19 protein-coding genes are annotated in these 22,612 nt (G+C 49.3%); 15 read left to right on the forward strand and 4 right to left on the reverse strand.

From position 1 onward, the window contains the following. Positions 1 to 164: 164 nt before the first annotated feature. The 13 genes from FTU55_RS00120 to FTU55_RS00180 all read left to right on the forward strand — a co-directional run bounded on the left by FTU55_RS00120 (position 165) and on the right by FTU55_RS00180 (position 15,816). A complete protein-coding gene (locus FTU55_RS00120; RefSeq protein ID WP_373686108.1) occupies positions 165 to 1,505 on the forward strand; it encodes an MFS transporter in 1,341 nt (446 codons plus the stop codon). A 31-nt stretch (positions 1,506 to 1,536) separates the two neighbouring features. After that, positions 1,537 to 4,083 carry a nitrite reductase large subunit NirB gene (gene nirB, locus FTU55_RS00125; protein ID WP_168381796.1) on the forward strand — a complete coding sequence of 849 codons (2,547 nt, stop codon included), beginning with the start codon at positions 1,537 to 1,539 and terminating at the stop codon, positions 4,081 to 4,083. Between the two features lie 93 nt (positions 4,084 to 4,176). Beyond that, on the forward strand, positions 4,177 to 5,787 hold the full coding sequence (nirD, locus tag FTU55_RS00130; protein WP_180045755.1) for a nitrite reductase small subunit NirD: 1,611 nt from the start codon (positions 4,177 to 4,179) through the stop codon (positions 5,785 to 5,787). Positions 5,788 to 6,061: 274 nt separating this feature from the next. Continuing rightward, positions 6,062 to 8,839 (forward strand): nitrate reductase, encoded by a 2,778-nt coding sequence (locus FTU55_RS00135; protein ID WP_180045757.1) that lies wholly within the window; start codon positions 6,062 to 6,064, stop codon positions 8,837 to 8,839. Continuing rightward, on the forward strand, positions 8,836 to 9,465 hold the full coding sequence (locus FTU55_RS00140; RefSeq protein WP_180045759.1) for a molybdenum cofactor guanylyltransferase: 630 nt from the start codon (positions 8,836 to 8,838) through the stop codon (positions 9,463 to 9,465). Before FTU55_RS00135 ends, FTU55_RS00140 begins: the two co-directional genes overlap by 4 nt. A 180-nt stretch (positions 9,466 to 9,645) precedes the next feature. Beyond that, positions 9,646 to 10,680 (forward strand): GTP 3',8-cyclase MoaA, encoded by a 1,035-nt coding sequence (moaA, locus tag FTU55_RS00145; RefSeq protein WP_373685466.1) that lies wholly within the window; start codon positions 9,646 to 9,648, stop codon positions 10,678 to 10,680. Positions 10,681 to 10,682: 2 nt separating this feature from the next. Beyond that, positions 10,683 to 10,934, forward strand: coding sequence for a MoaD/ThiS family protein (locus tag FTU55_RS00150; protein ID WP_075166591.1), 252 nt, complete (start codon positions 10,683 to 10,685; stop codon positions 10,932 to 10,934). Positions 10,935 to 10,937: 3 nt separating this feature from the next. After that, entirely contained in the window at positions 10,938 to 11,462 is a 525-nt protein-coding gene (locus FTU55_RS00155) for a molybdenum cofactor biosynthesis protein MoaE (protein ID WP_160243143.1), read from the forward strand. Positions 11,463 to 11,511: 49 nt separating this feature from the next. Continuing rightward, positions 11,512 to 12,435 (forward strand): bifunctional molybdenum cofactor biosynthesis protein MoaC/MoaB, encoded by a 924-nt coding sequence (moaCB, locus tag FTU55_RS00160; RefSeq protein WP_180045763.1) that lies wholly within the window; start codon positions 11,512 to 11,514, stop codon positions 12,433 to 12,435. Continuing rightward, positions 12,435 to 13,667: a molybdopterin molybdotransferase MoeA gene (locus tag FTU55_RS00165; RefSeq protein ID WP_180045765.1), complete on the forward strand. Its 1,233-nt coding sequence runs from the start codon at positions 12,435 to 12,437 to the stop codon at positions 13,665 to 13,667. Before moaCB ends, FTU55_RS00165 begins: the two co-directional genes overlap by 1 nt. Positions 13,668 to 13,678: 11 nt before the next feature. Next, positions 13,679 to 14,434 (forward strand): molybdate ABC transporter substrate-binding protein, encoded by a 756-nt coding sequence (modA, locus tag FTU55_RS00170; protein WP_180045767.1) that lies wholly within the window; start codon positions 13,679 to 13,681, stop codon positions 14,432 to 14,434. Between the two features lie 12 nt (positions 14,435 to 14,446). Further along, complete coding sequence (gene modB / locus FTU55_RS00175) at positions 14,447 to 15,133, forward strand: molybdate ABC transporter permease subunit (RefSeq protein WP_127799979.1); 687 nt, start codon at positions 14,447 to 14,449, stop codon at positions 15,131 to 15,133. Then, on the forward strand, positions 15,133 to 15,816 hold the full coding sequence (locus FTU55_RS00180) for an ATP-binding cassette domain-containing protein (RefSeq protein ID WP_180045769.1): 684 nt from the start codon (positions 15,133 to 15,135) through the stop codon (positions 15,814 to 15,816). The genes modB and FTU55_RS00180 overlap by 1 nt, the downstream gene beginning before the upstream one ends. Here the strand turns inward: FTU55_RS00180 and FTU55_RS00185 are convergent. Further along, complete coding sequence (locus FTU55_RS00185; protein ID WP_180045771.1) at positions 15,813 to 16,736, reverse strand: LysR family transcriptional regulator; 924 nt, start codon at positions 16,734 to 16,736, stop codon at positions 15,813 to 15,815. The genes FTU55_RS00180 and FTU55_RS00185 overlap by 4 nt on opposite strands. A gap of 237 nt (positions 16,737 to 16,973) precedes the next feature. Here FTU55_RS00185 and FTU55_RS00190 point away from each other — a divergent pair, with 237 nt between their 5' ends. Next, the gene (locus FTU55_RS00190) at positions 16,974 to 18,029 is read left to right on the forward strand and encodes an aromatic ring-hydroxylating dioxygenase subunit alpha (RefSeq protein ID WP_168396053.1); all 1,056 of its coding nucleotides are present in this window, start codon (positions 16,974 to 16,976) and stop codon (positions 18,027 to 18,029) included. Positions 18,030 to 18,055: 26 nt separating this feature from the next. Here FTU55_RS00190 and FTU55_RS00195 read toward each other — a convergent pair whose 3' ends face one another. Beyond that, the gene (locus FTU55_RS00195; protein WP_045794766.1) at positions 18,056 to 19,147 is read right to left on the reverse strand and encodes a putative zinc-binding metallopeptidase; all 1,092 of its coding nucleotides are present in this window, start codon (positions 19,145 to 19,147) and stop codon (positions 18,056 to 18,058) included. 338 nt (positions 19,148 to 19,485) lie between these two features. Here FTU55_RS00195 and FTU55_RS00200 point away from each other — a divergent pair, with 338 nt between their 5' ends. After that, positions 19,486 to 20,373, forward strand: a complete 888-nt coding sequence (locus FTU55_RS00200; protein ID WP_180045773.1) for a DMT family transporter — start codon at positions 19,486 to 19,488, stop codon at positions 20,371 to 20,373. 121 nt (positions 20,374 to 20,494) lie between these two features. On the opposite strand, the gene pcaD is transcribed toward FTU55_RS00200, so the two are convergent. After that, on the reverse strand, positions 20,495 to 21,274 hold the full coding sequence (gene pcaD, locus FTU55_RS00205) for a 3-oxoadipate enol-lactonase (RefSeq protein WP_180045775.1): 780 nt from the start codon (positions 21,272 to 21,274) through the stop codon (positions 20,495 to 20,497). A 60-nt stretch (positions 21,275 to 21,334) separates the two neighbouring features. Then, positions 21,335 to 22,540, reverse strand: coding sequence for a 3-oxoadipyl-CoA thiolase (pcaF, locus tag FTU55_RS00210; RefSeq protein ID WP_163145792.1), 1,206 nt, complete (start codon positions 22,538 to 22,540; stop codon positions 21,335 to 21,337). Positions 22,541 to 22,612: the final 72 nt, after the last annotated feature.

Consider the following 22,612-nt stretch of genomic DNA (forward strand, 5'->3'; position numbering starts at 1 on the left):
AGTTTTTCTAAAAAGTTGGCACGCTATCTGCATTATTCCAGCTGAGTCAAAGAAGACTCCCAAAATTTGAAAGACGGCCAACGACGTCCGCTCTGTTCGAATCTGTTATGCAGCTATCCGTATAGCAGGTTAACCCACACGTTCAGTTCAGGTAGGAGATGGTCATGTCTTCAAATTTGCAAGCGAATAAAGCGACAAAAATAAGTCTATTTAACTTTAAAACTTCAGCGATGAGAGCCTTCCATATGAGTTGGCTCGCATTTTTTGTCTGTTTCTTTGCCTGGTTTGCCTGCGCACCGTTAATGCCAGTCATTGCCGGCGAGTTCAACCTAACCAAAGATCAGATCGCCAATATCAATATTGCCGCGGTGGCCATCACCATTCTGGTCCGTTTAATTGTCGGGCCGCTGTGTGATAAATACGGCCCGCGCAAAACCTATACCGCCTTGCTAATTATCGGCAGTATTCCGGTGTTTGGGGTGGCAGCTTCCAACAGTTATGAATCCTTCCTGTTTTTCCGTTTGCTGATTGGCGCCATTGGTGCCAGCTTCGTGATTACCCAATATCACACCAGCATCATGTTTGCACCGAATGTGGTGGGAACAGCCAATGCCACTACGGCAGGCTGGGGCAATGCCGGCGGCGGCGCTACCCAGGCGCTGATGCCTTTGCTGTTATCTGCCTTGGTGATGTTTGGGGTCGAGCAGGCCATGGGCTGGCGTATTGCCTTGCTGGTACCGGGCATCATGATGATTATTGTCGGCATCCTGTACTGGAAACTGACCCAGGACTGTACCCAAGGCAACTTTAAAGAATTACGCGAACAGGGCATTCAGGTCGGCAGCGACAAAAAAGGCGGTATGGCGATTCTGCTGCATGCTGCACGTAACTACCGCGTCTGGATTTTATTTGGTGCCTATGCTGCCTGTTTCGGGATTGAAATCTTTATTCACAACATTGTGGCGATGTATTACGTCGAACACTTCAGCTTTGGCCTGAAAGAAGCCGGCATGGCAGCGGGCATCTTCGGTTTGCTGGCCCTGTTTGCCCGTGCATTGGGCGGCATTGTCTCTGACAAGGTAGCACTAAAAAGAGGTCTGGATGGGCGTACCAAAGTGCTGTTTGCCATGATTTTAATGGAAGGCTTGTTCCTGATTCTGTTCTCGCAAATGAACAGCGCCATGCTGGCCATTTTAGTCATGACCATTTTTGCCCTGTTTACCCACATGGCCTGCGGCGCGACCTATGCACTGGTGCCATTTATTGACCGCGATGCACTGGGCGGCGTGGCCGGCATTATTGGGGCTGGTGGGAACGTCGGCGCAGTCGCCGCAGGCTTCCTGTTAAAAGGCGTACTGGATATTCAGACCTGCCTGATGGTTCTGGGCGGACTGGTGGTAATTGCCGCAAGTTTTGTCCTGATGATTCGCTTCTCGGTGGAGCACAAAGAAAAAGAACAACGCCTGTTCGAACAGGCCATTGTTGAACGCAATAACGCAGCCTAAGCCAACACAGAATATTATTGAGGAGAACTGTATGAAACTTGTCATGATTGGCCACGGTATGGTCGGCCACAAATTTATCGAATCGGTTTTGGAAACTGCGGGCGATGAAGTTGAAATCACCATTTTGGCAGAAGAACCGCGTTTGGCTTATGATCGCGTACATTTAACTGAATACTTCACCGGCAAGTCTGCCAAAGACCTAAGTCTATGCCGCAGTGACTTCGCCGATGCCTATGGCATTGATCTGCGCCTCAATACCAAAGCCACGGATATTGACCCGGTACATAAACTGGTCACCACCAATCAGGGTGATGTGATTGCCTATGACAAACTGGTACTGGCGACGGGCTCTTATGCCTTTGTGCCACCTATTCCGGGCAATGACCGTGAAAACTGCTTTGTTTACCGCACTATTGAAGATCTGGATGCAATTAAAGCCGCTAGTCTGAATGCCAAATCTGGTGTCGTGATTGGTGGCGGTTTACTTGGTCTGGAAGCAGCCAAAGCCTTAAAAGACCTAAATCTGGAAACCCATGTAGTCGAGTTTGCGCCGCGTCTGATGGCGGTGCAGGTTGATGACCTGGGCGGTAAGGTGCTGCGCAGCAAAATTGAAGATCTGGGCGTGAAAGTCCATACCCAGAAAGCCACCTCCTCAATTGAAGATGGCGCGTCGGCCAAGCATGTGATGAAGTTTGGTGATGGCGCTGAACTGGAAACCGATATCATCCTGTTTTCTGCCGGGATTCGTCCACGTGATGAACTGGCGCGCCAAAGCGGACTCAGCATTGGCGAGCGCGGCGGGATTGTGATTAATGATTACTGTCAGACTTCCAATCCGGATATTTATGCGATTGGGGAATGTGCGCTGTGGCAAAACAAGATTTACGGTCTGGTCGCACCGGGCTATGACATGGCTCGAATTGCCGCCAAGCATGTGATGCAGCAAAACCCGAACTGCTTTGCTGGCGCCGACATGAGCACTAAATTAAAGCTGATGGGTGTGGATGTGGCATCTATTGGTGATGCACATGCCATGACTCCAAATTCACTCAGCTATTTTTATGCCGATGAAGATGCGCTGATCTACAAGAAAATTGTGGTTAATGCGGAAAAAAACCGATTGCTGGGTGCGGTGCTGGTTGGCTGTGCCAAAGAATATAACGATCTACTGCAAATGATGCTGAATGGTCTGGCAGTTCCAGAACAGCCAGAAAGCCTGATCATGCCGGGCTTTGCCGAGTCAGGTGCCAAAGCCGGTGGCAGCGGTGTCGATTTGCTGCCAGACAGCGCCACCATCTGTTCCTGTAATAACGTGTCTAAAGCCGATATCTGCCAGGCGATTGAAGCCGGTTCAACTTCACTCGGTGCACTGAAGAAATGTACCCAGGCCGCAACTGCTTGTGGGGGCTGTGCACCTTTAGTGACTCAGGTATTAAAAGCCGAATTGCAGCGTCAAGGGGTGACGGTCAATAACCATCTTTGTGAACACTTTGCCTATTCGCGTCAGGAACTGTATCACCTGGTGCGTGTGAACGAGATCAAGACTTTTGAAGATTTAATCCAGCAACATGGTCACGGTCTGGGCTGTGATATCTGTAAACCAACTGTGGCCAATATTCTGGCCTCCTGCTGGAATGACTTTGTGCTAAAACCAAGTCATGCCGGCCTGCAAGATAGCAATGACTACTATCTGGGCAATATCCAGAAAGATGGTTCTTATTCGGTGGTCCCACGAATGGCCGGTGGTGAAGTGACTCCAGATGGCCTGATTGCCATTGGCCAGATTGCCAAGGAATACGGCCTGTACACCAAACTGACCGGTGGTCAGCGCGTGGATATGTTTGGGGCGCAGGTACATCAGTTACCGGAAATCTGGCAAAAACTGATTGATGCCGGTTTTGAATCGGGTCATGCCTACGGCAAGTCACTGCGTACCGTGAAATCTTGCGTGGGTAGCACCTGGTGCCGTTATGGCGTGGATGATTCAGTTGGTTTGGCGATTTTCCTGGAAAACCGCTACAAGGGCCTGCGCTCTCCACACAAACTGAAAATGGCGGTATCGGGCTGTACCCGTGAATGTGCCGAAGCACAAAGTAAAGATGTCGGGGTGATTGCCACTGAAAAAGGCTGGAACCTGTATGTTTGCGGCAACGGCGGCATGAAACCGCGTCATGCTGAACTGCTGGCTTCCGATCTGGATACCAGCACCTTAATCAAATACATCGACCGTTTCTTTATGTTCTACATTCAAACCGCAGACCGTTTACAACGTACTTCAGTCTGGCGTGACAACCTCGAAGGCGGGCTGGATTATCTGAAAGATGTGATTGTGCACGATTCCTTAGGTCTGGCCGAAGAACTAGAACGCCGCATGCAGCATGTGGTGGGTACTTATCAGGATGAATGGCGCACCGCGATTGAAGATCCGGAAGTACGCAAACGCTTCAAGACCTTTATCAATGCCAAAGCCGAGCAGCAGCACGATCCGCACATCCAGTTTGCCACCGAGCGTGGGCAGATTCGCCCGAAAACGGCAGCCGAGCGTGATGAAAGCCGGATTCCGGTGATGCAGGCATAACCTTCAAGATCAAGACGCATCTTCTAAAGCAAATCCGCCAGAAAAACCAAATGGGATATGCAGCAGAAGATGCCAAAGCACAGGATAACGATGATGACAATTTTAAAAGATATGAATGAATTGGATTGGGTAGAGGTCTGTCATCTGGAGGAGATTACACCACATACCGGGGTGGCAGCCTTGGTGGAAGGCCAGCAGATTGCAATTTTCCGTGTGGGGCAGGAACAGCGTGTTTATGCCCTGAGTAATCAGGACCCGTTTAGCGGCGCCAATGTGATGTCGCGCGGTATTCTGGGTGATTTGCAAGGTGAGCGTGTGGTGGCATCACCAATCTATAAACAGCATTTCAGTCTGGCCACCGGCCGCTGTCTGGAAGATAAAGACCAGAAATTACTGGTGTTTCCAAGCAAAATTGAACAGGGCCGGGTTTTTGTCAGTCCGACCGCACAAAAAACCTATATCACCAATAATGGCGTGCAACAGGAAAAAATGAAGCTGGTGCTGGTGGGTAATGGTCTGGCGGGCATGCGCTGTCTGGAAGATTTGCTGGATATGGCACCTGATCGTTACGAGATTACCGTGATTGGCGAAGAACCGTGGGGCAACTACAACCGGATTATGCTGTCCCCGGTCTTGGCCGGTGATAAAACGGTGGACGATATCATGCTGCATCCGCATGCCTGGTATGCCGAAAAAGGTATTCAGCTGATTGCCGGTGATGCTGCGGTGAAAATTGATCGTCCACGCAAGCAAGTCTTCACCCAGTCGGGGCAGGTGGTGAATTATGACCGGCTGATTTTAGCCACTGGCTCGCAGCCCTTTATTCCACCAATTCCGGGCACAGAGCTGGACGGTGTGCTCAGCTTCCGCGATATCTATGATGTGAACCGGATGCTGGAATATTGCGAACAGAAACGAAATGCTGTGGTTATTGGTGGTGGTTTACTTGGACTTGAAGCGGCCTATGGTTTGAAACAGCGTGGCATGAACGTTACCGTGCTGCATCTGATGGACCGGATTATGGACCGTCAGCTGGATAGCAAAGCCAGCCTGATGCTGAAAAACAGTATTGAAGAAAAAGGTATTCATGTACTGACCGAAGCCAATACCGAAATGCTGCTTGGTGAAAATGGCCATGTCACACAAGTCCGGCTAAAAGATGGCACGCTGCTCGATGCCGATCTGGTGGTGTTTGCGGTAGGAATCCATCCGAATATTGCACTGGCGCAAAGTGCCGGCCTGCGCTGTCAGCGTGGGGTGCTGGTCAATGACACCATGCAAAGTTATGACCCGAGTATTTATGCAGTCGGTGAGTGTATCGAACATCGTGGTCAAACTTTTGGTCTGGTGGAACCGCTGTGGGGCCAAGCCTTTATTTGTGCCTCGCATCTGGCAGAACACGGTAGCTTGACCTTTAAGGCACCTACTGTTCCGACCCAGCTCAAAGTCAGTGGTTGTGATGTGTTCTCGGCCGGTAATTTTGAACCGGAAGATGATTTTGAAGACATTGTCCTGAAGGATGAAAAACGTCAGATTTATAAACGCATCATCATCCAGAAAGACAAAGTCATTGGTGCAGTACTGTTTGGTGATACCGAGGATGGTGCATGGTATGCCGAGCTGATTGTAGATCAGACACCAATCACTTCGATTCGGAATAAACTGCTATTTGGTCGGGATTTTGCATTAAAGAAAGCAGGGTAATTAGATCTCTGTAATTAGTACTTCATAAGAAGGATGTCATAGCCTCAAATGGAGTGCTAAAACAACTGTTTACGTGTAGGCACTCCCTTACTTTTGAAAGATCAAAAGTAACAAAAATCTTAGATTCCCATACATTACGTCCTGTAATGATGGGAATCGGTGGCATCCATGCCACCTCACGATAGTGAATGCTTACACAAATTTCGTATTTCAAATAAAGCCAAGATAAAAATCGGAATTACGTGAATTTAGATAATTAAGGAGCACAGCAGCAATGAATAGTATCCCAGTGGTGGAACTGCATAGCTCCACAGAATTAAAAACGATGACTACGCAAACCACCTGTCCTTATTGTGGGGTTGGTTGTGGGGTTAAGGCCCATGTCAGCCATTCACCACAGGGCGTGCAGGTGAAAGTCGAAGGCGATGTACAGCATCCGGCCAACTTTGGCAAACTGTGTATTAAAGGCAGCAATCTGGCCGATACCTTGGGGCTAGAGACACGGGTATTAACCCCAATGCTGGGCCGTAAGGACAACCGTCAGCCAACAGACTGGCAGACTGCCACCACCGAAATTGCGCAAAAATTCCAGCATTGTATTGAGCAATATGGCCCGGAAAGTATTGCTTTTTATGTTTCGGGGCAATTGCTGACCGAAGACTATTATGTGGTCAATAAATTCGTCAAAGGTTATTTGGGCACGGCTAATATTGATACCAACTCGCGGCTGTGTATGTCTTCTGCGGTGGCGGCGCATAAACGGGCCTTTGGTGAAGATCTGGTGCCTGCCAGCTATGCAGATTTTGAACAGACCGAGATGGTGGTGCTGGTCGGTTCCAATACTGCCTGGTGCCATCCGGTTCTGTATCAGCGCATGATGCAGGCCAAAGAACAGCGCAATCTGTTTGTGGTGGTGGTCGACCCACGCTTTACCGCGACCTGTGAAGCGGCCGATTTACATTTGCCGATTATGCTCGGGCAAGATGTGGCGCTGTTTAACGGCTTGCTGCAGTACTTACAGCAAAACGGTCATCAGGACCACAATTTTACCGCTGCCTATACCGAAGGCTTGCAGCAGGCGTTAGAAGCCAGCGCCGCGGAGCAGCAGCTGGAAAATGTGGCAGCGCGTACCGGGATTTCCGCCGAGAAATTACAGCTATTTTTTGAAAAATTTGCCCAGACTGACAAAGTCATGACCCTGTTTTCGATGGGGGTGAACCAGTCTTCACAAGGGGGCAATAAAGCCAACAGTATTATCAATTGTCATCTGTTGACCGGCAAAATTGGCAAGCCGGGCGCAGCACCGTTTTCCATGACCGGACAACCGAATGCCATGGGCGGGCGTGAAGTGGGTGGACTGGCCAATATGCTGGCCGCGCATCTGGATCTGGATCAGCCAGCCCATCAGCAGCTGGTACAACAGTTCTGGAACAGTCCAAAAATTGCCACCCAAGCGGGGTTAAAAGCGGTCGATCTGTTTGAGGCGGTAGAAGCCGGGAAAATCAAGGCACTGTGGATTATGGCCACCAATCCGGTGGTGAGTTTACCCAATGCCGATCAGGTCAAACGCGCCTTGGCGCAGTGTGAATTCGTAGTGGTCTCTGATATCTGTCAGGATACGGATACTACTCAATATGCTGATGTATTACTTCCAGCTTTAGGCTGGGGCGAAAAAGATGGAACTGTCACCAATTCGGAACGCCGTATTTCAAGGCAACATGCCTTTTTAGATGCGCCGGGTGAAGCCAAAGCTGACTGGTGGGCGATCAGTCAGGTGGCCAAGGCCATGGGCTTTCGCGGTTTCGATTATCAGCATGTGCATGAGATTTTTCTGGAACATGCGGCTTTATCGGCCTGTGAAAATGGTCCGGTGACACAGCGTCAGGACTATCCGCTATTTCGCTACTTTAATTTAAGCGGTCTGAGCCAGCTAAGCCTGCAACAGTATGAACAGCTGCAGCCGTTGCAATGGCCAGTATTAACGCCTCAGCAGAATCCACCGGTGGAACAGCTGTTTACCCAGGGACAGTTTAGTTTTCCAAATGGCAAAGCCCGTTTTATTGCCACTCAGGCCATCGACCCGGTACATGGCGCTTGTGAAGATTATCCTCTCATTCTGAATACTGGCCGGATTCGTGACCAGTGGCACACCATGAGCCGTACCGGTTTATCGGCCAATTTAAGCACTCACAAAGCCGAGCCCTATTGTGAAATTCACCCCAATGATGCACTGAAATATGGCCTGAAAGATGGGGAACTGGTGGAGCTGAAATCCCGCTGGGGCAGCTGTGTATTGCGGGTTGAAGTCTCGACTGGTATTCGTCGTGGTCAGCTGTTTGCGCCTATTCACTGGAATGATCAGGTCGCTTCCGATGCGCGAATTGGAAAAGTGGTCAATCCGGTGGTGGATGTCATTTCTGGCGAACCGGAATTTAAACATACCCCGGTCAGCATCCAGCCATTTTATACCGACTGGCAGGGCGTGCTGTATATTCGCCATGGGCATGAAGCGGCAGTTCAGATTACTTTGGCGCAGGTAGCGTGGTGGAGCAAGATTCAGACCGCCAAAGCGGTTCGTTATGAACTGGCCGACCGGAAAAAATTTAAACATACCGCCGCACAGATTAAACAGCTGCTGCAGCTGGAAGATAGCCGCTTTGAATGGCTGCAGCTGGAAGATCCATCGGCATTCATCAGCCATAGTGTGGTGTTACAGGACGGGATTTTAATTGCCAGCCTGTATATTGCGCCCAACGCTTTATTGCCCGATCGGGACTGGGTTGCCAGCCTGTTTAAACGTGAGCGTTTAAGTGCCACGCATCGCAAAGCCTTGCTGGCCGGACAGGCGATGTCGGTACAGAACAATGAAGGACCGCTGGTATGTAGCTGCTTTAAAGTTGGCAAAAACCGCATTATCCAGACCATTCGGGAGCAGCAGTTAAGCCATGAAAAACAGATCACGGCCTGTTTAAAAGCTGGCGGCAATTGTGGCTCATGTTTACCGGAAATCCGTGGGCTGATTAAAGCCTGTCAGATGGAGGAAATGCCATGAATCGCAACTCCACCACCATTCAGATGGATTATCCTGCCACGGATCTGGTCATTCTTGCGGGCGGCCAAGCCCGCCGCATGAATGGCGTGAACAAGCTGCTGCAAAAGTTTGATGATGACATCCAGCTGCTCAAAATCCAGCGGCGCTTTAAAACGGAAATTCAGCAATTGTGGATCAATAGCCATCGTGATCGTTCTATTTACGCCAGATTGCTGCCGCATCTGCATTGTTATCATGATGATGAAGGCGGTTTTTTAGGCCCATTGATGGGCATGAAAAGCGCCTGGGGCCATGTACAGGCCGATTATGTGCTGTTTATTCCCTGTGATGTGACCTATATTCCGCCCGATGTGCTGCCACGGTTGCATCAGCGTCTGGCCAGACAGCCGCAGGCCGACGTGGCCTATGTGATGATGAACGGACAGGCGCTGTATCCATTTTGTCTGATGAAACGCAGCAGTTTGCCCACACTTCGCGCGCATCTTGCACAACATCAGCGCAGTTTAAAGCACTGTTTCGCAGAAATGCATGCTCAGGTGGCAAAATTTAAAAATCGTGCGCTATTTTTTCACAGTATTAACTCGCTGGATGAACTGCAACAGTATCGTCAGCTGAAATTTCTTTAAAAATCATCTCATTTCTTCGCTTCTAGCATGTGCTGGGCAGAATTTAAACACTCTCTTTATTAAAAGCCCAAAGTTGGAACATTAATTGCAAATTTAAGCCTAAAGCGCGGCATGTGATCCGTGCAAACCTATTGCCTATTGCACAGCCATGAAGCAATTACCCAGAGGATAACAGGCGTGATCAATCCCCAGATTCCCGTGAGACCCGCATATTTTCAGGATCAGTTTGGCCGGAGCAAACGCAAACTGCGGATTTCTGTGACCGATCGCTGCAATTTTAAATGCGTCTACTGTATGCCTGAACATCCTGAATGGATGAAGAAACATCAGTTGCTGAGTTTTGAAGCCTTGCTGCAGTTTTGCCAGTTGATGGTTGAGCAGGGGATTCAGCATATCCGGATTACCGGCGGCGAACCGTTGATGCGTCAGGGGGTGGTGCATTTTATCCGGGATTTACAGCCGCTACGCCAATTGGGCTTGGCGCGAATTTCCATGACCACAAATGGCCATTATTTAAGCCACTATGCGCAGGAATTAAAACAGGCCGGTCTGGATGATTTAAATATCAGCCTCGACAGTTTAGATCCGCAGCAGTTTTTTACGCTAACCCAAAAACAGTTAAAGCCGGTACTTGACGGGATTCAGGCCGCCCAGCAGGCGCATTTGCCTGTCAAACTAAATAGCGTGCTCATTAAAGGCATTAATGACGACCAGATGGTGCCACTTTTGCAGTGGAGCAAAGCCGAGCAGATTGCGCTACGTTTTATTGAATTTATGCCGCTGGATGGTGATGGACGCTGGAGCGCCGCGCATGTAGTGACGGAACAGGAGATTTTGCAACGCCTAAGCCTGCATTTTCCGGTCGAAGCCATCCACAGCCAAGGCGCGAATCCGGCACGGGAATATCGGGTCGATGGCCACCCGGTAGGGATTATTTCCACCATCAGCCATGCCTTTTGCGGCCAGTGTGACCGGTTGCGTTTAAGTGCCCAGGGCGAATTGTATAACTGTCTGTTTGCCGAACAGCCTGTGCCGTTAAAAGCGCTGATTGAACAGCTGCAGACTCATACGGCGCCCGTGGCACGTGAGCAGTTACTGCAGCAATTACAAAGCTATATCTGGCAGAAAAAAGCCGGCTTTCATGCCATTCATTCTCAAGCCACAACCACTGCCGGGAGCGCCCGGAAAATCAGCATGTATATGATTGGAGGTTAAGTATGCACGATATCCTGATTCAGATTGAAGCCTTTGGCGCTGTAAAACAGGCGCTGCCAGAAACTATTCAGATGCAGTGCCTGCCCGGTACGGCCATTGCGGACTTGTTGCTGCAGTTAAACCACAGTTATCCGGCGGCGGCAGCTCTGGTCGAGCGGTGTGCCTGCGCGATTGGTGAAGATATTGTGCCGCGCCAGCAGACCTTGCAGCACAGTACCACGCTGGTGTTGCTGTCACCGGTGGCAGGAGGTTAAACGATGCAACATCTAAAACAGTTTGCCCGGATTCAGGATATGCCACTCAGCCAGTCCAGCTTCGATGAGATTCAGCACTTTCCCGAATGTGGTGGCATTGGCATTTTTGTGGGCACAGTTCGCAACCATCATGAAGGTAAGGCAGTGCAGTCGCTGAAATATACCGCCTATGCACCGGTGGCAGAAAAAATGATCCGGCAGATTGAGCAGGAAATTCAGCAGCAATATGGCGTGTCTTATGTGCGGGTCATCCACCGGATTGGGGATTTAGCCATTGGTGAAACCGCAATTATTGCCATGGCGTATGCGCCGCATCGCCGTGAAGCCTTTCAGGCCTGCGAGGTGGCGGTAGAGCGGGTCAAACATGAAGTCCCGGTCTGGAAAGAAGAATTTTATTGCGATGGCAGCAGCCAGTATGTCGAAGGCTGTTGTATTCGTAAAGATCATCCGCCAGTGGAAGCGAATACGCATACCGAGTGCTGCAATCACCCCCATGCAGGCGAAAACGCCTATCAATGGCCGCTTTAAATTTGATGTTAAGCCTAATTTTTTAAATCAATAATTCCGGAATAAAGTCATGAAAAATGTAGGCATGAAAGCCGAAACCTATCGTACTGCGGTGGCCAGTGCCATTTTATATGCGCCGCCGCACTGTATCGAGCTGCTGCGTCAGGGCAATACTGAAAAAGGCGATGCGCTGAAAACCGCGCGTATTGCCGGTATTCTGGCGGCCAAACGTACCGATGAGCTGATTCCGCTATGCCATCCTTTACCCATTTACCGGGCCGATGTGGATTATGAACTGCATGAACAGCATGTCGAGATTATTGCCACGGTAGAAACTATTGGTCCGACCGGTGTCGAGATGGAAGCCTTAACCGCAGCCAGTCTGGCCGGACTGACCTTATACGACATGCTGAAACCGCATTGTGAACCGGAAGATTTGTGTCTGGATCAATGCAAATTACAGCAGAAAAAAGGCGGTAAATCCCATTTTAGCCGGGTCTTGGCGCAGCCGATGCCAGCCTCGGTGATTGTGCTGTCCGATACCGTCGCCGCGGGTAAAAAACCGGATACCGCCGGCCAGAATATTCTGGAAATATTGGCAGAGGCCAATTTCCAGCAGCTTCAGTATCAGGTGATTCCGGATAGCCCGGAACAGCTGCTGGCTTTAATTGAACAGCAGAAAAATCAGTATCCGCTGATTTTAACCGTCGGCGGCACCGGTCTTGGCCCGAAAGATTTAACTGTAGAAACCCTGGCTCCGCTATTAGAACGGGAAATTCCGGGGCTGATGGAAGCCTCGCGCAGTTTTGGCCAGAAACGCACGCCGTATGCGGCTTTAAGCCGTGGAGTGGCTGGCTATATTGAAAATAGTCTGGTGATGACTTTACCGGGCAGCCGTCAAGGCGCGAAGGAATCCTTGCTGGCGGTATTACCGGCCTTGGTGCATGTCTTTGATGTGCAGAAAAATATTCCACATGCAGGAGGCTATCAATAATGTCAGGCTGTGGTGCAGAAAGCGGGCTGATCAGTCTGGATCAGGCGTTGGACAAGATAATTGCGGCAACGCCCTGTCTGGAGGTGGAAACCCTGCAGCTACAACAGGGCTTGCATCGCTATTTAGCTGAAGATATTTATGCGGGGATTGATCTGCCTTTATTTTCCCAAAGTGCAGTCGATGGTTATGCCCTGTGTAGCGATGGAGAGATAGCGCCAGGCGCGCAGTTCCAGCTGGTCGGTGAAATCCGGGCAGGTCAATCAGCCGATGTGACGCTGCAGCGTGGACAGGCGATGCGTATTTTTACCGGCGCGCCCATTCCTGCCGGTACCACCACGGTGGCACGTCAGGAAATTGTGCAGCGGATGTCGAGCCATCTGGTTCAGCTAGAGACTGCGCTCAAACTGCATGCCGATATCCGGGATGTGGGCGAAGAAATTAGCCAAGGTCAGTTACTGGCATCAGCCGGACAATATTTAAATATCGGCGCAATTGCCGCCTTAAGCATGGCCGGTATTGATCAGGTACAGGTCTATCAGCAGCCTAAAGTTGCCGTGCTGATTACCGGCGATGAAGTCGCGCAGTCGGCTGCAGATCTGCAAGCAGGAAAAATTTTTGATGCCAATGCGCCTTTAATTGCATCCTGGTGTCAGGCACGGCATCAACCTGTGCATATTGTGCATCTGGAAGATAATGAAATTGCCTTAATCCGATACTTTCAGCAACTTCAGGAGGAGTACGATGTCATCATCAGCACTGGCGGAATTTCGGTTGGTGATTATGATTTTATCCGTCCGGTGGCTTTAAATGCAGGCTTTGAGCAGGTGTTCTGGAAAGTGAAACAGAAGCCGGGGAAACCGGTTTTTTTTGCCAAATACCGAAAATCGGCTAACAAATTTTGTCACTTATTGGCATTGCCGGGCAATCCTGCGGCGGTATATGTTGGAATGTCGATCTATACGCAAACTTTATTAGAAGTATTACAAGGGCAAAGTCAGCCGCCCGCGTGGTGGACAGGGCAAATACAACATGACTTAAAGCCCGATGCGAGAGAAAGGATTTTAAGAATGGCCGCCTGTTTTGAAGATGGGGTGTTGAAACTGCACAGTTTAGCCAAGCAGCAGTCGCATATGCTCAGTAATCTGATGTATGCCAACTGTCTGGTGCGTGTGCCGGCCCATCAGCCGATTCAAAAAGGCCAATGCTTAAAGGGAATATTCATACAGCATTGAGGGAGTGCGTTTTGAAGACCATCCAACTTGGTTTAATCTGTGTCGCCTTGTGCTTAAGCACATTCAGTCGAGCCAATTCCGTTCAGGTGTATGCAGCTGCAAGTCTGGGCCCGGCATTGACGGATGTGATTCGGCATTATCAGTTGCAACATCCAGAAGCCAAGATTGTACCGGTTTTTGGCACTTCATCAACCTTGGCCAAACATATTGTCCGCGGTGCAAAAGTCGATCTTTATTTCCCGGCCGATCAGGACTGGATGACCTATCTGGTGAAACGCAACAAGGTCAAAGCCAGTCAGGTCAAACCAATTATTTATAATCAGCTGGTGGCAATTGCCCTAAAAGATGCCCGGATTCCGTTTCGGGCGCATCCTACCTTTAATTTTCCTCAGGCATTTACAGGGCGGCTATGTACCGGACAGGTCGATTCGGTGGCGGTTGGAAAATATGCCAAACATAGTCTGACCAAGCTGGGCTGGTATAAACGGCTGGAAAAACGCATTATTGGCGCGTCGGATGCCCGGGCTGCTTTGGCCTTTGTCGAGCGCGGTGCCTGTCAGGTCGGCATTGTTTATCGCAGTGATGCGGTCAGCAGCGATAAAGTAAAAGTGCTGGGCACGTTTCCGGTGCAAACCCATCCGGACATTCTCTATACCGTGGCTTTAACCAAACAGGGCGAAAAGAATCGTCAGGCGATCAAGTTCGGGCGCTATTTGGGTAGCGCCGCGGCTCACAAGATTTTTGTTCAACATGGTTTTCGCCCCTAGGTTGCTGCTTTGATGCTGAGTCCCGAAGAACTAAGTGCCTTGTATCTGTCTGCCAAAGTGGCCAGTGTTGCGACCTTGTTTTGCCTGCCATTTGCAATTTGTCTGGGCTGGATGCTGGCACGCTATGAATTTCGCAGCAAGTTTTTGATCGAAGCCATGTTACAACTGCCGATGGTTTTGCCGCCGGTAGTGTTGGGCTATGCATTACTGGTGCTGTTTAGTCCGCAAGGTTGGATTGGGCAGGTTTTGGCCCCCTGGGGTATTGAGCTGGCATTTAACTGGAAAGGTGCAGTAGTGGCCGCCATGCTGGTTGCATTTCCCTTGCTGGTTCAACCGATTCGTTTGTCTTTTCAAATGTTGAATCCACAGCTGGAACAGGTGGCGGCCTCACTTGGGGCTGCGCCGCTGAAAGTCTTTTTCAGTATTAGCTTACCGCTGGTGCTGCCCGGGATTCTTATGGGCAGTATTCTGGGCTTTAGCCGCAGTCTGGGTGAATTTGGTGCCACCATTACCTTTGTTGGCAATATTCCGGATGAAACCCGCACCATTCCCATCGCTATTTATACGCTCATTCAACAGCCCGATGGTGAAGCCGCTGCCATGCGTCTGGTGCTGTTATCTACCGGCTTGGCTTTTGCCGCCTTGCTGGCCAATTATTTTATTTTGCACAGATATCAACGTAAATTGGGGCAAAGCTGATGCTGGATTGTCAGATCGATTATCAAAATGCGCAGTTCAAATTACAGCTGCAGCTGACCTGTGCAGAGCAGATTGTCGGAATTCTGGGGCCCTCCGGTTCCGGGAAAACCAGCTTTTTGCATTTGCTGGCCGGGCTGTTACGGCCGCAACAGGGCCGGATTGTGCTGAATCACCGTTTATTGCTCGATACCCAGCAGCAGATATTTGTGCCCGTGCATCAACGTAAAATTGCCCTGATTTTCCAAAAGGCCCTGTTATTTCCGCATTTGAATGTTGAGCAGAATTTAAGATATGCAGAAGGTTTACAGCCGTTGACACAGCGTAAATTTGAATTTGAGCAGATTGTCGAGCTGTTAGAACTGTCCAGGCTGATTCGACGCAAAGCGCATCAATTATCCGGCGGGGAAGCACAGCGCGTTTCGATTGGCCGGGCTTTATTGTCTGCACCGCAGTTATTGCTGCTGGATGAACCTTTAAGCGGACTGGATCAGCAGTTAAAACAGCAGATACTGCCATTTTTAAAACGCATTCAGCGCGAATTGCAGCTGGGCATGATTTATGTGACCCATCATCCGGAAGAATTGAGGGAACTTCAGGCCACGGTGTATCAGGTGCAAAAAGTGCAGGGTATCAGCCGTTTGCAACGGGACAATGTAGTACCTTTGATTCAGCCCGTTTTTTAAAGCTGGGCAATCTGCTGTTGTAGCTGCTCCATCTGCTCGGTTAACTGTTTCATCATGATTTGCGCAATCCGGGAAAGCTGCCGTTTCGGTGCCACACACAGGGCCAGCGTCAGCGGATATAAACCTTTGTCCTGAACCGGTTTAAAGATGGCTGTTTGATGTTCCAGGAGCGGCAGAGCATCTAAATAACTCATTAGCCCCAGTCCCAAATTCTGCTTTAACAATGACATTAACATGCGAATGTCATTACATTCGATGCGGCTACGCGGACTAAACTGATGGTGCTTATACAGCGCGCTGACATATTCATGAATAATCAGCGGTGGTGCTGGCATTAAATGGGCATAAGGCAAGGTATCGGAAAAATACAGCGGTGTTTGTTCTGCCAGAGGATGCTCAACTGGAATCACAAAACCCAGCGGAATTTCCACAAAAGCCACCACTTCTAAATGCGGATGCGCTTGCGGATTCAGCAGCAGACCAAAATCCAGCTCCGCGGCCTGAATCATCTGCGCGACTTTTTCACTGTCCAGCACATGCACGTGAAAATCAATCCAGGGATAATGCTGGCTCATGTGTTGCATGGAATGCAGCACAAAACTTTCGCTGAGCGCTGAAATTAAGCCAAATTCAATGCTGCCACGATGCAGGCCCTGAATTTCATCAAAACGGATGCGGGTCTGCTGAAATTCTTTGTGCCATTTTAATAGATCGGCATACAGCAACTCTCCGGCCAAAGTCAGCCGTAGCCCATGATTCAGACGTTCAAATAGTGCAATCCCAAGTTCCTGCTCGGCCAGTACAATTTGTCGATGCACGGCAGATACCGAAATAAACAGCTGTTCGGCTGCCTTACGCAAGCTGCCGGTTTGCGCCACCGCAATAAAATATTCTGAAAAACGCGAAAATGGGGTATTCACTATTTAAAATCTGGCCAGCGTGATATTGATAGATTTTAAAAGAGCAAGATCTGCGCCAGTTCAGGCCAATTTTGACTAAAGTGTTCGAATTTTTAGAACAGATCATCAAAAACATTCTAATAGACAGAAAAAGCAGAAGCTCTTAATTTAAAACAGGAAGTTAACAATAAACGACATGAGAAAACCGCGGATTTCCGTTTGTTCTTGACCCTGTATAGCTTAAAAGTGAGCCAGCCTATGAATGCGATTCCTGTAATCAACCTGTTTGCCCAACCCCATGACAGCCGCTTTGATGCCAGTGACTGGCATATTCTGGCGCAGCATTGGTATCCGGTGGCACGAATTCAGGATGTCAGCAGCCAGCCGCAACAGGTGACTTTATTGGATGTGAAAATGGCGCTGTACCGGACAGAAAGCGGTGACATCCAGCTGGTACGGGATATTTGCCCGCATCGCGGTGTGCCTTTAAGCAAAGGCTGGGTGGAGGGCGATGAAATTGTCTGTCCTTACCATGGGTTGCACTATAACCGGGCCGGCAAATGCACCAAAATTCCGGCCCAGCCCGACCTAACCCAGATTTCGGAGCGTTTTAGCCTGACCACGTTTCCGGTGGTGCTGAAATATGGTCTGGTCTGGACCAGCCTGTTCGGGCGCGATGAACAGGCAGCCAATTTTCCGGTGCTGGATACCTGGGAAGATGCGGAGCATCAATCCATTTTACCGCCCAGTGTGGATATTGCCGGTTCCAGCGGCCGTCAGTTAGAAGGCTTTATTGATGTTGCACATTTTGCCTGGGTACATCATCAGGCCTTTGCCGATCGGGACAATCCGGTGGTGCCGAAATATCATACCGAACGCACTGACTATGGGCTGAAAAGTATCTATATTTCCAATGTCAGTAATTATCCGCATGGCATGCAGCATTTAGCACCCGAAGGCTTTTTATGGACGCGTGAATTTGAGGTTTATCCACCCTTTGCAGCGACCTTGACCATTTATTTTCCGAATGATGGCATCTTGAAAATCTTAAATGCCTGCTGTCCGGTATCGGCCAATCAGACCCGGCTATTTGTGCCTTTAACCCGGAATTTTGATACCACCGGTGACCTGCAAGCGGTTTACGATTTTAATGCGCAGATTTTTGCCGAAGATCAGGACATGGTGGAAAGCCAGAAACCGGAAGAGCTGCCGCTGGATTTAAGCATGGAAGCCCATTTTGAGGCAGATCGCTCCTCGGCCTTATACCGCCGGATTCTGGCCGAATGGGGTCTAAGTAAACGCTATATCGTGTAGCAAATCTCATTGAATTGAAGGCGAGTTTAGGCAGGATGACTGGCCTGATTGGATTTAAAGGCTTTATCCAGCACATGCCGGTGAATAAAACGCAGCTTGTCTTTTACCGGCTCGGTCAGTTTAAACGGATAGGCATCATCCAGCCCGATACTGCGATTCAGCGCATTCAGATTAAAGGTCAGGGCAATCCAGTTTTCTAAAATGTGTTCAATATCCTTGCCGCCAATCGGGCATTCGGTAAAGTACAGATTGGCCAGGGTACGGCCGTTACCTTGCACCCGGATTCCGGCAAAATAGGCGGTTTCCAAAGTATCCATCATGTGCAGATAATGCGCCCAGGTTTCGGCCCAGTCTTCCCAGGGATGGGTGGTGGCATAGGTGCTGATATAGCTGTCTTGCCAGTCGGAGGGCGGGCCTTGCTCATAATGGCGTTTGAGCGCCATACCATAATCCTGACGCTCATCGCCAAAATAGTAGCGGAATTCATCGACCAGTTCCGGATGGCGGTTTTGCATCACATCAAAATAATAATGGCCGCTTTCATGGCGAAAATGGCCAAGCAGGGTGCGGTAGTTTTCTCCCATGGTTACGCGCGTGGTTTCCCGGTACACCACATCGGCTTCAATGGCATTGAGGGTAATCAGACCATTGGCGTGGCCGGTCAGCACCGGTTGGCCTTCCATGGGCATTAAAAATTCATAGCGCAGGCCATAGCGGTCATCTTCAGAACGTTTTGGCCGCGGCATAATATTCATGCGTTGCGCCAGATATAAAAACCGCCGTTTAGCCTGTTCCAGATAACGCCAGTACTGGATATTTTCCGGTTCATCTAAATTGGGGATGGTGTGGGTAAGCTGGCAGGATTCGCAATAGATATTTTCATCATCGACGGGAATCATCCAGTTGCAGACCTGATAGTGACTATAATTAAAACAGGGCTTAAATTTCTGATTACGATAGCTTTCATTCAGGCTGACCCATTCATTTTCGCTATCCTTACGAAAGGTGCCCATATCTTTTTCGGAGGCAACAAAGCCAATGGGCGCCTTGCAATATTCACAAAATGAGGCACCAAAAAAAATCTGCTGATGGCATACCGCACATTCAAAATACTTCATTCTTGGTCCTCAGCCTGCAGGATACGTCCATTTATCTAAACATAGATTGAGTCAGGAGGGTATTTGAAACCCGCTATAAAATTGTAGCAGATTTACAAAGTTGCCTGATGCGATCAGTCGCTTAGCCTCATTTTGAGTCGAAAAACCAGGTGGATGCAAACCACAAGCATGTGCCTTACAGTCATCGCATTCCGGATTAAAGGGAACATAAAAGCTGCAAATAGACAGAATTGGAGATTTATTCAGCAAAGCCACGGTAAATGGATGAAAAATGGTCGAATATGCGCCATGAAAGGAGTAGATTAAACCTTATTCCCGATCATATTTTTCATACTCGCATGGCCAGTACCTGGATTCTTTTTACCCTGATGGCTGCATTTATGCAGGCCTGGCGCAATGCCTTTCAAAAACAGCTCAGCATGACGGTCGACGTTTATGGCGTCACGCTTGCACGCTTTATTTTTGCCTTGCCGTTTGCGGTCGGTTATTTGAGTTTTTTATATCTGCAGCAGCCTGCCGCAACGCCGGTTAGCTTTAGCGGGAAATTCTGGCTGTATATTGCTGTGGCGGCTTTTTGCCAGATTCTGGCCACCATTCTCATGGTGCAACTGTTCAAGCAGAAAAACTATGCCATTGGTGTCGGACTGGCCAAAAGCGAGGCAATTCTGGCGGCTTTAATTGGCGTGGCACTACTGGGCGAATATTTAAGTCTGCTGGGCTGGGTTGGCGTTGTATTAGGCGGCGTGGCGGTCTTTTTACTCAGTAAAGGGCCGGCCAATACCAAGCTTTCTGTCAGCACGTTGGCGATTGGGGTGGGCAGTGGTCTCAGTTTTGCCATTACCTCACTGCTGGTGCGTGAAGCCAGCTTGGAACTAGAGAATTTACCCTTTTTACATCGTGCCGGCTGGGTATTATGTTTTGTGATCGGGCTGCAATGTATCAGCATGTTGTTGTATTTGCGGCTGTTTAGCCGGCATACCTTACAGGCCATGTGGCAGCGGCTGGGACTGACCTTTAAGGTGAGTATCTGCAGTTTTCTGGCCTCCCTTGGCTGGTTTAGTGCCATGAGTATGCAAACTGTGGCCTTGGTCAAAACTTTGGGACAGATTGAAATTCTATTTAGCTTGCTGATTTCCGCCTTTTTCTTTAAGGAAAAACTGGCCCGAAACGATCATCTGGGCTTGGTACTGGTGGTGATTGCCGCGATGCTGGTGATCTGGGCCTAAAGTTAAGGCAAATGGGCATGGCATCTCAGTAGAATCATCAATCTTTTTAAAAATTGCCTAAAAACAAAAAAAAGATAATCCGGAGATTATCTTTTTTTAAATGCTTTCAACCGAGCTGGGTTTAGCGTTGAATAAACGCCTGCACCGCCTGATTAAAGGCTTCTGGCTGTTCAATATTGGAAATATGCGAAGCATTAATTTCAAACAGTTCAGCGTTGGCAATGCGTTGTTGCATAAATTCACCATCGGCTACAGTTGTTACCGGGTCTTGCTGACCAGCAACGATTAATACCGGTACCTGAATGTCTTTTAACTGTTCACGTACATCCGCTTTAGCCAAAGCTTCGCAGCAGCTTGCATAACCCTCAGGGCTGCCAGCTCCCAGGTCGTTTGAAAGAGTCGCTACAGTTGCTGCGTTACTTTGGATAAAGGGTTCGGTAAACCAACGACCCGCCGCCGTTGATGCAATAGGGGCCAAACCTTGTTCACGGACCAGTGCGGCACGCTCATTCCAGGCCTGTTCCTGACCAATTTTAGCGGCCGTATTACAGACCACAACATGGCTAAAACGTTCAGGCTTGTTAATTGCCAGCCACTGACCGGTCAAACCACCCATCGAAATCCCACAGAAGGCTGCTTTTTCAATATTTAAATGATCGAGCAGATTCACCACGTCTTGGCCGAGCTGGTCAAGCGTATATGGACCTTGTGGAGCAGAAGATGCGCCGTGACCACGGGTGTCATAGCAAATGACAAAAAAGTCCTGCTGGAAGTGGTCAATTTGCGGTTGCCACATTTTAAAGTTGGTACCTAGCGAGTTAGAAAATACCAGCGCAGGTTTTGTCGCATCACCAAAGGTTTGGTAATTAATTTCAGCATCTTGAGATGTAAATGTTGGCATTGAATCCCTCCCGACCTCCCTTTAAAAAAGGGAGGGGAAATTTAATTTGTTATCGTATCTTTAAACGCGTTCAATAATCAAAGCGATGCCTTGACCGACACCAATACACATTGAGCACAGGCCATATTTGCCGCCAGTGGCTTCCAGCTGGTTCAGGGCCGTGGTGACCAGACGCGCACCTGATGCACCGAGTGGATGACCCAGTGAAATGGCGCCACCATTCGGGTTCACTTTCGCGGCACCATCTTCCAGACCAAGGTCACGGGTACACGCCAGTGCTTGAGCAGCAAAAGCTTCGTTTAGCTCAATCACATCCATCTGCTCTAACGTCAGACCGGTTTGGGCCAACAGTTTTTTTATGGCTGGCGCTGGACCAAAGCCCATAATGCGTGGTTCTACACCGACTACTGTTGCACCAATAATTTTGGCACGTGGTTTTAAACCGTATTCCGCTACCGCTTCATCAGAGGCAATTAATAATGCTGCTGCACCATCGTTAATACCTGAGGCATTACCGGCAGTCACAGTACCATCGGCTTTGACCACAGGTTTGAGTTTCGCCAGACCTTCTAACGTGGTTGATGCACGTGGATGCTCATCGGTATCGACCACAACTGGTTCGCCTTTACGCTGTGGAATGACCACAGGTACGATTTCATTTTTAAAGAAACCTTTGGCTTGGGCAGCAGCAGTACGTTGCTGGCTTTCAAACGCAAACTTGTCCTGATCTTCACGGTTAATGTTGAACTGTTCTGCCACGTTTTCAGCAGTTTGAGGCATGGTTTCAACACCATACATTTCTTTCAGTTTCGGGTTAATGAAGCGCCAGCCCATGGTGGTGTCTTCAATTTTCTGGCTACGGCCATAGGCAGATTCAGATTTACCCATCACAAATGGTGCACGTGACATGCTTTCTACACCACCCGCCACAATCAGATGTGCTTCACCGGCTTTAATGGTACGCGCCGCCATGGCAACCGCATCCAGTGATGAACCACATAAACGGTTTAAAGTTGTTGCAGGCACCTGATGCGGTACGCCAGCTAATAGCGCAGACATACGACCCACGTTACGGTTGTCTTCGCCGGCCTGGTTGGCACAGCCGTAGATCACGTCATCTACTTTTTCCCAGTTAACACTTGGGTTACGCTCCATCAGCGCCTGAATGGGAATGGCACCCAGGTCATCTGTACGTACAGGAGCAAGTCCACCTGCGTAGCGACCGAATGGGGTGCGAATAGCATCAATGATATATGCGTTTTTCATTTTTTCTGTTTCCTAAATTCTTTTTTAATCCCCCTAAATCCCCCTTTAAAAAAGGGGGACTTTTCCTCCCTT

The sequence above is a fragment of the Acinetobacter sp. YH12117 genome, assembly GCF_013418865.1.
In the GTDB taxonomy this organism is placed as follows: Bacteria; Pseudomonadota; Gammaproteobacteria; order Pseudomonadales; family Moraxellaceae; genus Acinetobacter; species Acinetobacter indicus.

Bases quoted from the DNA above. Each gene is read 5' to 3' on its own strand.
- FTU55_RS00120 (WP_373686108.1), top strand. From the start codon at position 165: ATGTCTTCAAATTTGCAAGCGAATAAAGCGACAAAAATAAGTCTATTT.
- nirB (WP_168381796.1), top strand. From the start codon at position 1,537: ATGAAACTTGTCATGATTGGCCACGGTATGGTCGGCCACAAATTTATC.
- nirD (WP_180045755.1), top strand. From the start codon at position 4,177: ATGACAATTTTAAAAGATATGAATGAATTGGATTGGGTAGAGGTCTGT.
- FTU55_RS00135 (WP_180045757.1), top strand. From the start codon at position 6,062: ATGAATAGTATCCCAGTGGTGGAACTGCATAGCTCCACAGAATTAAAA.
- FTU55_RS00140 (WP_180045759.1), top strand. From the start codon at position 8,836: ATGAATCGCAACTCCACCACCATTCAGATGGATTATCCTGCCACGGAT.
- FTU55_RS00150 (WP_075166591.1), top strand. From the start codon at position 10,683: ATGCACGATATCCTGATTCAGATTGAAGCCTTTGGCGCTGTAAAACAG.
- FTU55_RS00155 (WP_160243143.1), top strand. From the start codon at position 10,938: ATGCAACATCTAAAACAGTTTGCCCGGATTCAGGATATGCCACTCAGC.
- moaCB (WP_180045763.1), top strand. From the start codon at position 11,512: ATGAAAAATGTAGGCATGAAAGCCGAAACCTATCGTACTGCGGTGGCC.
- FTU55_RS00165 (WP_180045765.1), top strand. From the start codon at position 12,435: ATGTCAGGCTGTGGTGCAGAAAGCGGGCTGATCAGTCTGGATCAGGCG.
- modB (WP_127799979.1), top strand. From the start codon at position 14,447: ATGCTGAGTCCCGAAGAACTAAGTGCCTTGTATCTGTCTGCCAAAGTG.
- FTU55_RS00180 (WP_180045769.1), top strand. From the start codon at position 15,133: ATGCTGGATTGTCAGATCGATTATCAAAATGCGCAGTTCAAATTACAG.
- FTU55_RS00190 (WP_168396053.1), top strand. From the start codon at position 16,974: ATGAATGCGATTCCTGTAATCAACCTGTTTGCCCAACCCCATGACAGC.
- FTU55_RS00195 (WP_045794766.1), bottom strand. From the start codon at position 19,147: ATGAAGTATTTTGAATGTGCGGTATGCCATCAGCAGATTTTTTTTGGT.
- FTU55_RS00200 (WP_180045773.1), top strand. From the start codon at position 19,486: ATGGCCAGTACCTGGATTCTTTTTACCCTGATGGCTGCATTTATGCAG.
- pcaD (WP_180045775.1), bottom strand. From the start codon at position 21,274: ATGCCAACATTTACATCTCAAGATGCTGAAATTAATTACCAAACCTTT.
- pcaF (WP_163145792.1), bottom strand. From the start codon at position 22,540: ATGAAAAACGCATATATCATTGATGCTATTCGCACCCCATTCGGTCGC.